At 72.7% G+C, this 14,903-nt stretch carries 12 protein-coding genes; 4 read left to right on the top strand and 8 right to left on the bottom strand.

What is annotated here, in order from left to right:
- The first annotated feature begins 106 nt into the window (after nucleotides 1-106).
- Nucleotides 107-1,363, top strand: a complete 1,257-nt coding sequence (locus P3T27_RS20330; RefSeq protein ID WP_280680502.1) for a hypothetical protein — start codon at nucleotides 107-109, stop codon at nucleotides 1,361-1,363.
- 70 nt (nucleotides 1,364-1,433) lie between these two features.
- Here P3T27_RS20330 and P3T27_RS20325 read toward each other — a convergent pair whose 3' ends face one another.
- The 3 genes from P3T27_RS20325 to P3T27_RS20315 all read right to left on the bottom strand — a co-directional run bounded on the left by P3T27_RS20325 (nucleotide 1,434) and on the right by P3T27_RS20315 (nucleotide 4,697).
- Nucleotides 1,434-3,434, bottom strand: a complete 2,001-nt coding sequence (locus P3T27_RS20325) for a transglycosylase domain-containing protein (protein ID WP_280680501.1) — start codon at nucleotides 3,432-3,434, stop codon at nucleotides 1,434-1,436.
- Nucleotides 3,435-3,554: 120 nt separating this feature from the next.
- Nucleotides 3,555-3,707 (bottom strand): hypothetical protein, encoded by a 153-nt coding sequence (locus tag P3T27_RS20320; protein ID WP_280680500.1) that lies wholly within the window; start codon nucleotides 3,705-3,707, stop codon nucleotides 3,555-3,557.
- Nucleotides 3,708-3,776: 69 nt separating this feature from the next.
- The gene (locus tag P3T27_RS20315) at nucleotides 3,777-4,697 is read right to left on the bottom strand and encodes a polysaccharide lyase (protein ID WP_280680499.1); all 921 of its coding nucleotides are present in this window, start codon (nucleotides 4,695-4,697) and stop codon (nucleotides 3,777-3,779) included.
- A gap of 225 nt (nucleotides 4,698-4,922) precedes the next feature.
- On the opposite strand from P3T27_RS20315, the gene P3T27_RS20310 reads away from it, so the two are divergent.
- Entirely contained in the window at nucleotides 4,923-5,702 is a 780-nt protein-coding gene (locus P3T27_RS20310) for an IclR family transcriptional regulator (RefSeq protein WP_280680498.1), read from the top strand.
- Here the strand turns inward: P3T27_RS20310 and P3T27_RS20305 are convergent.
- On the bottom strand, nucleotides 5,659-6,876 hold the full coding sequence (locus P3T27_RS20305; protein WP_280680547.1) for a hypothetical protein: 1,218 nt from the start codon (nucleotides 6,874-6,876) through the stop codon (nucleotides 5,659-5,661). The two genes, P3T27_RS20310 and P3T27_RS20305, sit on opposite strands and share 44 nt — an antisense overlap.
- Before the next feature lie 86 nt (nucleotides 6,877-6,962).
- Entirely contained in the window at nucleotides 6,963-7,934 is a 972-nt protein-coding gene (locus P3T27_RS20300) for a 5-dehydro-4-deoxyglucarate dehydratase (RefSeq protein ID WP_280680497.1), read from the bottom strand.
- A gap of 154 nt (nucleotides 7,935-8,088) precedes the next feature.
- Here P3T27_RS20300 and P3T27_RS20295 point away from each other — a divergent pair, with 154 nt between their 5' ends.
- Nucleotides 8,089-8,943 (top strand): NAD(P)-dependent oxidoreductase, encoded by an 855-nt coding sequence (locus tag P3T27_RS20295; RefSeq protein WP_280680496.1) that lies wholly within the window; start codon nucleotides 8,089-8,091, stop codon nucleotides 8,941-8,943.
- A 78-nt stretch (nucleotides 8,944-9,021) separates the two neighbouring features.
- Here the strand turns inward: P3T27_RS20295 and P3T27_RS20290 are convergent, their stop codons facing one another.
- The 3 genes from P3T27_RS20290 to P3T27_RS20280 form a co-directional block, all read right to left on the bottom strand.
- Nucleotides 9,022-10,404, bottom strand: coding sequence for a sugar porter family MFS transporter (locus P3T27_RS20290; protein WP_280680495.1), 1,383 nt, complete (start codon nucleotides 10,402-10,404; stop codon nucleotides 9,022-9,024).
- A 203-nt stretch (nucleotides 10,405-10,607) separates the two neighbouring features.
- Nucleotides 10,608-11,984, bottom strand: coding sequence for a diaminopimelate decarboxylase (gene lysA, locus P3T27_RS20285; RefSeq protein WP_280680494.1), 1,377 nt, complete (start codon nucleotides 11,982-11,984; stop codon nucleotides 10,608-10,610).
- A gap of 41 nt (nucleotides 11,985-12,025) precedes the next feature.
- The gene (locus P3T27_RS20280) at nucleotides 12,026-12,229 is read right to left on the bottom strand and encodes a hypothetical protein (protein WP_280680493.1); all 204 of its coding nucleotides are present in this window, start codon (nucleotides 12,227-12,229) and stop codon (nucleotides 12,026-12,028) included.
- Between the two features lie 374 nt (nucleotides 12,230-12,603).
- Here P3T27_RS20280 and kdpB point away from each other — a divergent pair, with 374 nt between their 5' ends.
- A complete protein-coding gene (gene kdpB, locus P3T27_RS20275; protein ID WP_280680492.1) occupies nucleotides 12,604-14,841 on the top strand; it encodes a potassium-transporting ATPase subunit KdpB in 2,238 nt (745 codons plus the stop codon).
- The last annotated feature ends 62 nt before the right edge of the window (nucleotides 14,842-14,903 follow it).

Genomic DNA, 14,903 nt, shown 5'->3' with positions numbered 1-14,903 from the left:
AACCCCGCACCACCGAAGGAGCGTTAGGCGAAGACGACCAACATCGGTCTGTAGGAACAACTTTCCGAACACCAGCTGACCAGGTGTCGGAGAAAAGGAGGCAATGGTGCGGGCTGTTCGAGGCGTGGCCGTCCTGCTGGCGGTGGGGGTCGTCGCGGCCCTGGTCGCGGGAGACTCCGACGCGAAGGGCAGACCGACCGCCACCGACGCCGCTCCGTCGATCCCCGCGCCCGACCCGACCGACACGCCGCCCGCCGGCCCCGGCCCCGACCCCGTCCCCACGCCGACCTGGGACGGCCAGGTCAAGGTGCTCGGAGACGGCTCCACCTCCGACACCGGCCCGCAGCCCAGGCAGGCCACGCCGGAGAAGCTGAAGCCCAGCGAGAAGCCGCCGCAGTTCGTGGTGTTCTCCTGGGACGGGGCACTGGAGGGCGACGACCACCTGTTCTCGCGCTTCCGCAAGCTGGGGGCGGAGAACAACGCCCAGATGACGTTCTTCCTCTCCGGCATCTACACCCTGCCCAAGTCCAAACGCACGCTCTACCACCCGCCGCAGCACGACGTCGGCACCGCCTCCATCGACTTCGCCACCGACGCCCACATCAAGGACACCCTGGAGCAGCTGCGCCTGGCGTGGCAGGACGGGAACGAGATCGGCACCCACTTCAACGGGCACTTCTGCAACGCCAAGGGCGGCAGCGAGTGGAGCACCGAGGAGTGGAAGAGCGAGCTCGACCAGGCGATCTCCTTCGTCACCAACTGGAAGACCAACACCGGCCTCAAGAACCTGCCGCCGCTGCCCTTCGACTACACCAAGGAGCTGGTCGGCGGCCGCGCCCCCTGTCTGGAGGGCCAGAAGGCCCTGCTCCCGGCCGAGAAGGCGACGGGCTTCCGGTACGACGCCAGCTCGCCGGGCGAGTTCCAGGTCTGGCCCACCAAGAAGGGCGGCATCTGGAACTTCCCACTCCAGATGCTGCCCTACCCGGGCAAGTCGACCCAGGGCCTCTCGATGGACTTCAACTTCCTGGCCGGCCAGTCCGGGGACAGCACCAAGGGCGACCCGAAGAAGTACGCCACCTGGGAGAAGGAGACCCGGGAGAGCTATCTCAGCGGCTTCGAACGGGTCTACAACGGCAGCCGGGCCCCGCTCTTCATCGGGAACCACTTCGAGACCTGGAACGGCGGCATCTACATGCAGGCCATCGAGGACGTGATGAAGAGCGTCTGCAAGCGGGACGGCGTCCGCTGCGTCTCCTTCCGCCAGGTCGCCGACTGGCTGGACGCCCAGGACCCCAAGGTGCTCGACAAGCTGCGCAGCCTGGACCCCGGGCAGCCGGCCGACTGGTCACGACTGGTCAAGTGACCCGGTCCCGGCGGCCGTGGGGCCCGTGGTGTCACGGGCCCCACGGCGGGCCGGGCCTGCCCGGCCGCCGCTAGGACGTCTTCATGTACGAGGTCCAGATCCGGGTGGGCAGCGCGGAGTCCGGGGTGTCCGGGGCGGCGCCGCCCACCCCCTCCAGCGAGAGCAGCTTCATGTCCTTCAGGTCCGCCCGGAAGACCGTGACCGCCGTGGACACCTGCCCGTTGTAGCCGACGAACCACCCCGCCGTACGGTCCGCGGTGGTGCCGGGCTTCCCGGCGACGTCAGGGCCGGCCTCCGCCGCCGACGCGGCGCTGCCGGTGCGGACCGCGCCCTTGAGCGCCGTGTCCACCTCCGCCGCGACCGCCGGGGTCAGCGCCTGCGCGGCGGTCGGCAGGCGCAGGGCAAGCTGCTCGCCGTTCCGGGTGATCCTGAGGACCGAGTACGGGTCCGTGTGGCGGCCTCCCCCGGCGAAGGCGGCGTACGCGTCGGCGGTCCTGATCGCGCTCGGCGTGGAGTTCCCGACCCCGAAGGCCGGCACCAACTCCCCCATGGTGGCCGGGAGCACACCCAGGTCCGCGGCGGTCTTCTGTACCTGCTCCAGGCCGACGTCCAGGCCGAGCTGCATCATCGGCCCGTTGACGGACTGCTCCAGCGCGCTCCGCAGCGTGAGCGTGCCCCAGTCCCGCTTGCCGTCGTTGGCGGTCTTCACGATCTTCCCGTCCCGCCCCCAGTACGGCCCCTCCGGGGTCATCACGTTCACCCCGTTGTCGCCGTCGTAGGCCGTGGTGGGCAGGACCGGGGTACGGCTGCCGCCCCGCTGGCGCTGCACGCCCTGGCCGAGGCCGGCGGCGTACACCAACGGGGTGAAGGCCGAACCGACCGGCACCGAGGAGGTGTTGGCGTTGTCGAAGCCCTGCTTCAGGTAGTCGGGGCCGCCGTAGAGCGCGACGATCCGCCCGTCGAGGGACACCGACGCGGCGCCGACCCGCAGGAACCTGTCGGCCTCGCGGTTGCCGGGGTCGATCCCCTTGGTGGCGTCCTGCACCGCGGCGGCCAGGGCGGTGACCTTCGGCTTCTCGAAGGTGGTGTGGATCTGGTGGCCGCCGAGGTCGAACTGGGCCGCCGTGATGTCGCTGTGGCCCTCCACGTAGGTCCTGGCCATGTCCACCAGGTACCCGACCTGTCCGCTCAGCCCGGCCGACTTCGGCTGGGGCCTGGGCTCGGGGAACACCGTGTACTTGGCGCGCTCGGCGGCCGAGAGCTTGCCGGCCTTCACCATCCGGTCCAGGATCCAGGACCACCGGTCCTCGGCCCGCTGGTGGTTCTCCGTGCTGAGCGCCGGATCGAACTGCCCGGCCCCCTTCAACAGGGCTGCCAGGAAGGCCCCTTCGCTCGGATCGAGCTGCGAGACGTCCTTGCCGTAGTACGCCGCCGCGGCACGTTCGATGCCGTAGCTGCCGCGCCCGAACCAACTGGTGTTCAGATAGCCTTCGAGGATGTCCTGCTTGCTCATCCGCTGGTCCAGCTTGATCGCGATGACCATCTCGCTGAGCTTGCGGGACATGTTCTGACGCTGGTTCAGGTAGATGTTCTTGACGTACTGCTGGGTGATGGTCGAGCCACCCTGGGTGTCGCCGCCCGAAGCCATCTGGTAGACCGCGCGGCCGATGCCCGTGATCGAGATCCCCGGATCCGAGTAGAAGGTCTCGTTCTCGGCGGCCAGCACGGCCCACTGCACCGACTGCGGCACCCGGTCGAGCGGCACCTCCTGCCGGTTGGTCGGGCCGATCCGCGCCATCTCGGTGCCGTCCGCCCAGTAGTAGACGTTGTTCTGCTGGGTGGCGAAGGCGTTCAGGTCCTCCGGGACCTTGGTGGTCCGGTAGAACCAGGCCAGCCATCCCGCCAGCACCACCGCCCCCGTCCCCGCCACCAGGAGCAGCAGTCGCCAGGACGGAAGCCAGCGGCGGACCCCACGCCGCCCTCTGCGCGGGTAGTTGATCCACCGCAACGGACGCCATCGCCGACGTCCGGGCTTCTCGTCCTCGGCCCCGCCGCCTTGGTCAGCACACACAGTCCGGTCTCCGATTCGCTCGTGGGGACAGGTCCCCCGAACACTCAGACGCGATGGGGGCCGCATCACGGCAGACAGGAACGGGTGTGATCATGGTCATACCGCGCGCGGCCCGCGACCTCAACCGAACGCCCTCGCAAATCCGTTGACCCGGACGCCGACGTGGTCGTCGCCGACCAGGTCGATGACGACGTCGGCCTCCCCTGCGACGTCCTCGAAGCGGACGGCGTTGTCGTCGATGACCTCGTCGGCGGTGCGGGCCGCGAGCGGCACGGCGACGTCTTGCTCGTGGCCGACGGTGGCGGGCCTGCGGGCGAACCGGGGTGTCGAGCCGGCGGGTGGTCAGTGCTGGGGGCCGGTGGCCAGGCTGAAGTGCGCGAAGTAGGCGTACTGGTCGGTGGCCGGGCCCCAACTGGTGTCGTGGCCGCCGTAGAAGGTGGAGAAGAACACTCCGCTGAACGGGATCGAGGCCAGGTCGGGCGCACCCGCCCCGGGCTGGGTGAACACCTGGCCGCCGTCGAGCCAGACGGTCACGTCGCCGCTGCCGCGGTCGACCAGCTGCTCGATGCTGTGCCAGTTGCCGTCGGCGGGCCACTGCCAGGAGCCGAGTCCGAGGTCCACGCCGTACCCGGAGGGGCCGGAGTTGGTCGGGGTGTAGAGGTAGACCTCGCCGTTCCCGACCCCGCTGCCGGGGTTGCGCCACATGTACCGGGTGGACCAGGCGTTGCCGTGGTTGCCGCCGGAGGCCTCGCCCGGGGTGCCGCCGTACAGCCCGGGGAGCTTGCCGGCCCGGCCGAAGTCGAAGCCCGAGGGCAGCTTGAGGTAGTACTTCAGGTCCAGGGTGGTGGAGTCGGCCAGGTCGCCGAGCCCGAGGGTGGGCAGGTCGGTGTAGAACTGGCCGCCGCCGCTGGAGGGGCAGTCGGAGCAGGAGTTGGCGGAGGAGCCGGCCCCGTAGAAGACCTGGAGGGCCGAGCCGTCCCCGGGGGCGGTGGGGTCGCTGGTCCCGCTGAGGTTCGGCCGGCCCCACTGGCCGGTGGACAGGGTGCCCCAGGCGCCGGTCCAGGCGCTGCTGCCGTAGCCGGTGAACTCGCCGGTCCAGGCGGCGGCGGAGGTGGAGGCCGAAGCCTGGGCGGCGGAGGTGGCGGCGGCCGAAGCCTGGGCGGCGAAGGCCTCGGCGTCGACGGCCTGGGCGGGGCCGGCCAGGCCCAGCGCAGTGGCGCACAGGGCCATCGCGGCCCACGCGGCGATCAGTGAACGCTTCATGATGCTCCCTTGAGGCAGGCCGGCCACCCGGACGCGATGCGGGTCGCCGAGATGACTGGAACTCAGCTGCGCGAAGCTACGCACCACCCATGACAGCGCCGAGCGGCAGGGCTGGTCAAGTACCCGGACAGCATTCACTCTTGTGAACGCCATGGAGAGCCTGAGCCTGCCAGGGCAGCGCTATATTGGACCCCGTCCACATCTGTGAACAGGAAGGTCGTCCCGATGGCGCAGCCGAGCCCCGCCGCACCCGACGGCGCGAACGTGAAGTCCGCGGTTCGCACGGTCAAGCTCCTGGAGTACTTCGCCGGGCACGCCGGACTGCACAGCCTCGCCGACGTGCAGGAGGCACTGGGCTACCCGAAGAGCAGCCTGTACATGCTGCTGCGCACCCTGGTCGACCTCGGCTGGGTGGAGACCGACCTGACCGGCACCCGCTACGGCATCGGCGTCCGCGCCCTGCTGGTCGGCACGTCCTACATCGACGGCGACCAGGTGGTGGCGGCCACCCGGCCGGCGCTCGACCGGCTGGCCGACGAGACCTCCGAGACCATCCACCTCGCCCGCCTCGACGGCACCGACGTGGTCTACCTGGCCACCCGCGCCTCCCAGCACTACCTGCGCCCGTTCACCCGGGTCGGCCGCCGCCTCCCCGCGCACTCGACCGCGCTCGGCAAGGCCCTGCTCGCCACCCACACCGACGAGGAGGTGGAGCGGCTGCTGCCGGAACGGCTGGAGCCGCTGACGGAGCACTCCCACACCTCTCGCGCCGCTCTGCTCGACGACCTGCGCGCGATCCGCGAGCGCGGCTACGCGACCGACCGGGAGGAGAACACGGCCGGGCTGTGCTGCTTCGCGGTCCCCGTCCCCAACCGCAGGCCGGCCCGCGACGCGGTCAGCTGCTCGGTGCCGGTCGCCCGGCTCACCCCGGGACGCGAGCAGATGATCCGCGACGCCCTCCTCACCGCGCAGGAGCGGCTCGACCTGGCCACCCGCCACCTGTGATCCGACCCCGCCCGTCGGGCAGGCACTGTGCCGGGGCGGGCAGGGCGGCCACCGCGTCCCGGACCGCCGCCAGGTCCGTACGCGACGCCAACCCCAGGTGGTAGAAGCGCAGTTCGCTCGCGCCGGCGCCGGCCAACGCCGCGCACCAGTCGGACAGGTCGGAGCGGTCGCCGCCCAGCCCCTCGACGGCGCCGACCGTCGCCACCACCCGACGGCCGGGACCGGCGTAGGCGCGGACGGCCGCCAGCGCCGCCGCGGAGCGGACGGTGGCGAGCAGGACCGGCCCGTCGGCCGGGGCGAAGGCGTCGGCGGGGTCCAGGCCGGGCGAGGGGCCGAAGCCGAGCGGGTCGGGCTGGGCGTGCAGCAGGACCGGCAGCCCGGGCCGCTCCCGCCGGACCGCCGCCACCGCCAGTTCCCGCAGCCGGGTGGCGGCGGCGACCCGCATCCGGACCACCGCCGCGTACGGCTCCGCGTCGAGTGCGGCATCGGGGGCGGCCCCGGCGAACACCGGGTCCAGGGCCGCCCGGACGGCCGCGCGCAGCGCCCGCGGTTCGGCTCCGGCGGCCCGGTAGGCGTGCCGGCAGCTCGGGCAGAAGCAGAGCGAGAACAGCAGCCGGGCGGAGGGTGGCAGGACGATCCCGGCCGCCTTGTCGTGGGCGTGCAGGTGGTCGAAGCCGTACCAGCCGCAGGACTCCAACTCCAAGCCCGCCAGGCCCGGTTGTCCGGCGACCTCGGCGGCGAGGGTGGCGCAGTACTGCTGGACCAGCGGGTTGGCGACGCACAGCGCCCACGGGTAGCGGTCGCCGTAGGCGTTGACCACGGCGGCCTCGGGACGGGCCTCGCCCAGCCGCTGGGCGTGCGCCAGCACGGTCCAGGCGTAGACCTCCACCCCGGCCTCGACCAGCGCATCGGCGGCCCGGCCGAAGGACCCGGGCACCCCGGGGGCCTCGACCGGGCGCAGGCGCCCGGTCCCCTCCCAACGGGCCGGGTCCGGACGGTAGTACACGGCGGCATGGGCCGCGGTGACCACCTTGTGGCGCGGATGGTGCGGGGTCAGCGCCCGCACGCTGTGGTAGGCCGCGGCGACGGCCACCCGGCGGATACCGAGGCCGGCCAGGCGGTCGGCGAAGGCCGGGTCCCCGTCCACGTCCCAGGGGTAGAGGTAGCCGCCCACCTCGGGACGGCGACCCGGCGGCGCGCCGCCGCTCAGGTCGAACGGTGCCGCGCCGTCACTCGGGCGCAGCGGTGCCGCGCCGCCGCTCAAGCGAGCACCTCACGGGCGCGGTCGACCAGGTCGCGCAGGGCGCGCACGTGCTCGGGCTCGGGCTCGGCGAGCGGCGCCCGCACGGTGCCCACCGGGTGCCCGGCGGCCCGGGTCGCGGCCTTGACCAGGGAGACCGCGTAGCCGGGGCGCCGGCGCCGCAACTCGACGTAGGGGCGCAGGAAGACGTCGACCAGGGTGGCCAGGGTGGCCGTGTCCTCCTTGTCGAACGCCCGGTGGAAGGCGAGCGCGAGATCGGGGGCGAAGCAGAAGATCGCCGAGGAGTAGAGCGGCACCCCGATCGCCCGGTAGGCGAGCTGGGTCATCTCCGCGGTCGGCATGCCGTTGAAGAAGCGGAAGTCCGGCCGGTCCGCGGTGCGCACCGCGCTGACGATCCGGAGCATCAGGTCGAGGTCGCCGCGACCGTCCTTGAGGCCGATGACGGTGGGCACCTCGGCCAGTCGGGCCACGGTCGCGGGCTCGAAGGCCAGGTGGCCCCGCTGGTAGAGGATCAGGTCCAGTCCGGTGCCGGCCGCCAGCGCCTCGTAGTGGCGGGCGAGTCCCTCCTGCCCGCCGTCGACACCCTCCGGCGGGAGCACCAACAGGCCGTCGGCGCCGGCCCGTTCGGCGGCGGCGGCGTACTCGCGGGCGAGCGCGGTGCCGTAGCCGGTGCCGGAGATCACCGGGACGCGGCCGGCGGCGGCCGCCACCGCGACGGCGACGCAGCGCTCGTACTCGGCGGGGGCGAGGGCGGGGAACTCGCCGGTGCCGCAGGCGGCGAAGACCGCGGCGGGGCCGTCCGCCAGCCGCGCCTCCAGATGGTGCCGGTAGCCACCGGGGTCGAAACCGCCGTCACGGTCGAAGGCGGTCACGGGGAAGAACAGCAGGCCGTCCAGGCGGTCGGCGAGCGGGGAGTTGCCGGCGGGTGCGGGCACTGGGCCGATCCCTTCAGATTCACGAACCGCGTACATGAATATGAACGCGTCCAGCGTAGGTTCGGGCCGAGTGGCGGTCAAGGCACCCGGCGTTCCTGTACCTGAACATCAGCCTTTCTTGTGAACGGCCTGATCCTCTGTGAGCATGGGCGGCGCCCCCATCCAGACAAGCCAGGCAAGGGAGTTCACCGTGTCCCTAATCCTCGTCACCGGCGCGGCAGGCGGCGTCGGCACCCTGATCCGGCCGCGGCTGGCTCGGCCCGGCCGCACCCTCCGGCTGCTCGACCTCGTCGCCCTCGAACCGGGCGAGGGCGAGGAGTTCGTCCAGGCCTCGGTCACCGACCCGGTCGCGATGCGGGCGGCCTGCGAAGGGGTCGACGCCGTGATCCACCTCGGCGGGATCTCCCTCGAAGCGCCCTGGGAGCGGATCCTCGACGTCAACATCAACGGCACCCACACGGTCTTCGAGGCCGCCCGCCGCGCCGGCGTCCACCGGGTCGTGTTCGCCTCGTCCAACCACGCCGTCGGCTTCCGCACCCCCGCCGAGTACCCGCTCACCGCCGCCACCCCGCCCCTGCCCGACACGTACTACGGCGTCTCGAAGGTGGCCGGCGAGGCACTCGGCGCGCTCTACCACCACCGGTACGGACTGGACGTCATCTGCATCCGCATCATGACCTGCTTCGCCGAGCCGCCCGACCCCCGCGCCCTCTCCACCTGGCTCTCCCCCGACGACTGCGCCCGCCTGCTGGAGGCCTGCCTCGCCGTCGAGCACCCCGGTTACCGGATCGTGTACGGCGTCTCCCCCAACACCAGGGGCGGCTGGGTCTCCCTCGACGAGGCCCGCGCGCTCGGCTACGCCCCCGTCGACGACGCCGAGGTCCACGCCGGCGCCGTCCTCGCCGCCCACGGACAGCCCGCCGCCGACGACCCCGTCCTCGCCCACCTGGGAGGGCGCTTCACCTTCCCCGACCTCGACGCCGACCACCTCTGCGGAGCCCCCGTGACCAGCCTCCCGCCCCGCCAGGGCCACGCCCCCCGCTGACCGGACGCGCGGCGCCCCGGCTCGCCCCGCCCGCCGGACGAACACGGCGGCCGGGGCAGGCCGGGGCCCGTCCGTGTCTCAGTGGCGCAGGCCGATTTCGATCTGTTCCAGGCTGCGGCCCTTGGTCTCCGGGACCAGCCACGTGGTGAGGACCAGGAGCACCACGTTGACCCCGGCGAAGACGTACATCGACCCGCCGACGCCCAGATGGTTGCCGTCGGACATGATCGGGTAGACGGCCGTGATCACACCGGTCGCCGCCCACAGCACGACGGAGGCCACGCCCATCCCCGCGCCGCGCGCCTTCAGCGGGAAGACCTCCGCCATCATCACCCAGACCACCGCACCCCACCCCAGTTCGTACCCGGCCAGGTACAGCACCAGCAGCACCACGGTCAGCACGCCGAGGGTGCCCTTGTCGTGGACGTGGGTCACCACCCAGCCGGCCAGGGCGAGGGTCACCACCATCACCACGTTGCCGATCAGCAGCAGCGGCTTGCGGCCCCAGCGGTCCACCACGAAGACCACCCAGGCGGTGAAGGCCAGTTTGGTGACGCCGAGGACGACCGCCGAGAGCAGCGCGGTGTTGGCGGTGAGGCCGAGCGCGACCAGCATGGTCGGGAAGTACGCGTTGATCGCGTTGACCCCGCTGAACTGCTGGCCGATCGCGAGCAGCAGGGCGACGAAGAGCATCGGACGCACCCACGGCGCCAGCAACTCCCGGACCCGGTAGGCGGTCTGGCCGGTGTCCAGGCGGATGACCTCGCGGATGGACGCCAGTTCGGCCTCGATCTCGTCCGCCGGGTGGGTGGCCGCCAGGACGGCCCGGGCCTCGTCCTCGCGGCCCAGGTTCACCAGCCAGCGCGGGGTCTCCGGCAGGAACGCCAGCCCGGCCACCAGGACCACCGCGGGCAGCAGGGCGCCGGCGAACATCCAGCGCCACTGCCCGTGCGGCTGGAGCCAGTAGTCGACCAGGAAGGCGATCAGGATGCCGCTGACGATGAAGATCTGGTTGAGCGAGCCCATCGCACCGCGGATCCTGGCCGGCGCCAGCTCGGACAGGTAGGTGGGCACGGTCGCGGACGAGAGGCCGACGCCCAGCCCGAGGACGGTACGGAAGGCCACCAGCGAGCCGAAGCCCGGCGCCAGCGCGCAGGCCAGGGTGCCCAGGATGACCACGCCACCGGCCACCATGATGGTGCGCCGGCGGCCGATCCGGCCGGTCAGCCGGGCGGCGAGGCCCGCACCGAGCACCGCCCCGACCGACAGCGCCGCCGTGACGACCCCCTTGTCCAGGCCGGACAGCTGCCAGGTCTTGGATATGACGACCAGAATGCCCGCGATGACACCGAGGTCGTAGCCGAACAGGATGCCGCCGAGCGCGCCGAAGGCGTACAGCGTCACGGGATTGATGCTGCGCGGTGTCGATGACGACACCGCGGACGCGGTGCTCTGGGTCATGGATGGGATCGCCCTGTCTCGTGAGTGACCGGTGGCGGTGCTCCTGACCCGGGAGTGAAGCGGCAACCCACTGACCGGTCAAGACCTCTCGTCCACATCCACGAATTGAGGGCTTTGGCTATGTCCAGTTATCGACTGATATCCACCGAGACGTTGGTTCACATCCATGAATTCAGAACTGAATGGCGAACCGCCGCGCAGACCTACCTCCCGACCTCGCGCAGGCGGAAGTCCTCCACCGTCTCGCGGCGGATCAGCAGCCGGGCCCGGCCGTCCTTCACCGCGGCCACGGCGGGGCGGCCGACCAGGTTGTAGCCCGACGCCATCGACAGCTGGTAGGCCCCGGTCGCCGGGACGGCCAGCAGGTCGCCCGGCCGCAGGTCGGCGGGCAGGACGGCGTCGCGCACCAGCACGTCGCCGGCCTCGCAGTGGCGGCCCACCACGTCCACCCGGGCGGCGCCCGCCTCCGAGCGGCGGCCCACCAGCCGGACGCTGTACGGCGATCCGTACAGCGCCGGGCGCGGGTTGTCGCTCATCCCGCCGTCCACGGCGGCGAAGCAGTGGCCGTCCGCGGTGTGCTTCACCGACAGCACCCGGTACACCGCCACCGCGGCCGGCCCGGCCACCGCGCGGCCCGGCTCGACGATCAGGCGCGGCACCTCCAGGCCCGCCTCGGCGCAGCGCACCGCCAGCCGGTCGGTCACCCGCACCGCGAAGTCGGCGACGTCCAGCTCGGCGTCCCCCGGCAGGTAGCGGATGCCGTGGCCCCCTCCGAGGTCCAGCTCGGGCAGTTCCACGCCGTGCTGCGCCCGGATCTCCGCGAGCAGGCGCACCAGCGCGTCCACCGCCTGCAGGTACGGCTCCACCTCGGTGATCTGCGAGCCCAGGTGGCAGTGCAGACCGGCCAGTTCGAGCCCGGGCTGATCCAGCACCCGGGCGATCGCGTCGGCCGCGTCCCCGCCCTCGATCGGGAAGCCGAACTTCTGTCCGCCCACGCCCGTCCGCACCGCCGCGTGGTGCCCGGCCGCGATCCCCGGCACCACCCGGACCAGCACCCGCTGCGGGGTGTCGGCGGCCACCAGCGCGGCCAGCCGGGCGATCTCGGCCGGGCCGTCGATCACGATCCGCCCCACCCGCAGCCGCCGGGCCAGCCGCAGCTCCTCCGGGGACTTGGCGTTGCCGTGCAGCAGGATCCGCTGCGCCGGGAAGCCGGCCGAGGCGGCCAGCCACAGCTCGCCGGAGGAGCACACGTCCAGGCCCAGCCCCTCCTCGGCCACCCAGTCCGCCATCGCGCTGCACAGGAAGGCCTTGGCCGCGTACAGCACCTCGGCGTGCGGCAGCGCCCGCCGGTACGCCCGCGCGCGGCCCCGCACCTCGGCCTCGTCCAGGACGTACAACGGGGTGCCGAACCGCTCGGCGGCCTCCGCCAGCCCCACCCCGCCGACCAGCACGTCACCGCCGGGACCGGGCCGCGCCGAGGCCGGCCAGGGGCCGCCGAGCGCGTCGGCGGGGGCGGTCGAGGGGACGGTCGAAGGGGCGGTCGAGGGGGCGGGGAAGGCCGGGGCGGTGAGCTGGGTCATGGCGGTACTCCAAGGGGGTGGGGCGGGGTGCAGGGGGCCGGTCAGTCCTCGAAATGCATCGCGATCCGGCAGTGCGCCGGGCGACCGCGGTCGTGGCCGACCGTGGCCGCGGGCGCAGGATGCGGCGGCTCGGCGCCGTCCTGGCGGTCCTGGCCGTCCTGGCGGTCCTGGCGGCCGGCGGCGGACACCAGGCGGACCAGGCGGCGCGTCGGCTGCTCGACGGCGGTGGCGATCGTGCTGTTCACGAGAGGCTCCTCGGGGCTCGGGCGGGCCGCCGTGGTGCGGCCCTCGATTCAGTGGATCCCCACCGGCCGCCGATCGCACCGGGCCTTGACGCGTGGCCTACGCGCCGCCGGGCGTCCTTGACGCCTTCCTGACATCCGCCGCCGCCCGCCCGGCATCCGCCGCCACAGAGGCTCACCCGAACGGCCGCCCGCACACCCGAACGGCTGATCGACTCGCGTGTCAGAGAGCTGTCAAGGACGCCCGCCCCAGCGCCAAGCCCGCGTCAAGAGGTGCATGACGGGCAGGGATCCGATGGTGGGCTGTGCGCCGTCCCCGTCGCCACCGAGCACGCCGTCCCGCCGCTTCGGGGCGGCCCGGAAGGTCCCCCGAGACGATGCGCCGTTCGGCCCTCACCCCACCGGACACCACCACCGCCGCCCGAACCGACTGGTTCCGTCGCCCGGCACGGGTCCCCGAGCAGTCCCCGCGCCACCAAGCGGACCGCCAACCGGACCACCGGTCCGATCAGCACCCGCACCACCACCCGAGCCACCGGCCGAGCAAGCCCGGCGGGCGGCGCCGGCTCATCACCCGCCGCCAGCTCGCCGAGGCCCTGCCCGCCGCCGTCCGCAAACTCCACCCGCGCACCATGATGCGCAACCCGGTGATGCTCGTGGTGGAGACCGGCTCGGCGCTCACCACCCTCAGCGCGGTGATCCACCCGAGCGTCTTCGCCTGGGTGATCGGCTTCTGGCTCTGGCTGACCGTGCTGTTCGCCAACCTCGCCGAGGCCGTCGCCGAGAGCCGGGGCAAGGCGCAGGCCGAGTCGCTGCGCCGCGCCCAGGCCGGGACCACCGCCCGGCGGCTGCTGCACTGGCGGGTCGGCACCAGCGACCACCGCCACGACGTCATCCCCGCCGAGCAGTTGATGCTGCACGACGTGGTGCTGGTGCCGGCCGGCGAGGTCGTGCCGCAGGACGGCGAGGTGGTCGAGGGCGTCGCCGCCGTCGACGAGTCGGCGATCACCGGGGAGTCCGCGCCGGTGATCCGCGAATCCGGCGGCGACCGCACCGGTGTCACCGGCGGCACCAGGGTGCTCTCCGACCACCTGGTCGTGCGGGTCACCTCCCGGCCGGGGCGGAGCTTCGTCGACCGCATGATCGCCCTGGTGGAGGGGGCCGACCGGCAGAAGACCCCGAACGAGATCGCGCTCAACATCCTGCTCGCCTCGCTCACCATCGTCTTCCTGCTGTCCGTGGTCTCGCTCCAGCCGATGGCGATCTACGCGCACGCGCCGCAGACCACCGTCGTGCTGGTCGCCCTGATGGTCGCGCTCATCCCGACCACCATCGGCGCGCTGCTGTCCGCGATCGGCATCGCCGGGATGGACCGTCTGGTACAGCGCAACGTGGTCGCCCTGTCCGGCCGGGCGGTGGAGGCCGCCGGGGACGTCGACGTGCTGCTGCTCGACAAGACCGGCACCATCACCCACGGCAACCGCCGGGCCGTCGCGCTGCACCCGCTGCCCGGCGCGAGCACCGAACAGCTCGCCGAGGCGGCCCAGTTGGCCTCGGTCGCGGACGAGACGCCGGAGGGTCGCTCCCTCATCGAGTTGACGAACCGTCAGTACTGGGTGCCGCCCCGCGCACCCGGCGAACTCGGCGAGCAGCGGCCCGTCCCGTTCAGCGCGCACAGCCGGATGAGCGGCGTCGACCTCAGCTGGCCCGACGGGACGGGCTGTCTGATCCGCAAGGGTGCCGCCGGCGCCGTCGCCCGGTGGGTGGTGGAGTCCGGCGGGCGGATGCCGATGGAGGCCGAGCCGCTGGTGGACCGGATCGCCGAGGCCGGCGGCACCCCGCTGCTGGTCGCCGTCCACGACCGGCACGGCGCCCGCGCGCTCGGCGTGGTCGAGCTCAAGGACGTGGTGAAGGAGGGCATCGCCGAACGCTTCGCCGAGCTGCGGCGGATGGGCATCCGCACCGTCATGGTCACCGGCGACAACCCGCTCACCGCCCGCGCCATCGCCACCGAGGCCGGGGTCGACGACTTCCTCGCCGAGGCCACCCCCGAGGACAAGCTCGCCCACCTGCGGCGTGAGCAGGCCGCCGGGAACATGGTGGCGATGACCGGAGACGGCACCAACGACGCCCCCGCCCTCGCCCAGGCGGACGTCGGGGTGGCGATGAACTCCGGCACCCCGGCCGCCAAGGAGGCCGGCAACATGGTCGACCTCGACTCCAACCCGGCGAAGCTGATCGAGATCGTCCGGATCGGCAAGCAACTCCTGATCACCCGGGGCGCGTTGACCACCTTCTCGATCACCAACGACGTGGCGAAGTTCTTCGCGATCATCCCCGCGATGTTCGCCGGCTCCTACCCCGGCCTGCACCACCTCAACATCATGGAACTGCACAGCCCCACCTCGGCGATCGCCTCCGCGATCATCTTCAACGCGCTGATCATCATCGCGCTGATCCCGCTGGCCCTGCGCGGTGTCCGCTACCAGCCCGCCTCCGCCACCGACCTGCTCCGGCGCAACCTGCGGGTGTACGGACTGGGCGGGCTGATCCTGCCGTTCCTCGGCATCAAGGCGATCGACCTGCTGATCCAGTTCGTGCCCGGGCTTGGCTGACCCGGCGGCTGTCAGGAGGCCGTCAAGAAGTCCGCGGCCGGCGTCATGGTGGTGTCAGCGGC

Source organism: Kitasatospora sp. MAA19 (genome assembly GCF_029894125.1).
Classification (GTDB): domain Bacteria; phylum Actinomycetota; class Actinomycetes; order Streptomycetales; family Streptomycetaceae; genus Kitasatospora.
This window is presented reverse-complemented; position numbering and strand designations above follow the sequence as displayed.

What these genes read in the sequence shown, in the direction of transcription:
- P3T27_RS20310 (WP_280680498.1), top strand. Translation starts at nt 4,923, where the DNA reads ATGGCGCAGCCGAGCCCCGCCGCACCCGACGGCGCGAACGTGAAGTCC.
- P3T27_RS20290 (WP_280680495.1), bottom strand. Translation starts at nt 10,404, where the DNA reads ATGACCCAGAGCACCGCGTCCGCGGTGTCGTCATCGACACCGCGCAGC.
- lysA (WP_280680494.1), bottom strand. Translation starts at nt 11,984, where the DNA reads ATGACCCAGCTCACCGCCCCGGCCTTCCCCGCCCCCTCGACCGCCCCT.
- kdpB (WP_280680492.1), top strand. Translation starts at nt 12,604, where the DNA reads ATGCGCCGTTCGGCCCTCACCCCACCGGACACCACCACCGCCGCCCGA.
- P3T27_RS20315 (WP_280680499.1), bottom strand. Translation starts at nt 4,697, where the DNA reads ATGAAGCGTTCACTGATCGCCGCGTGGGCCGCGATGGCCCTGTGCGCC.
- P3T27_RS20300 (WP_280680497.1), bottom strand. Translation starts at nt 7,934, where the DNA reads ATGTACGCGGTTCGTGAATCTGAAGGGATCGGCCCAGTGCCCGCACCC.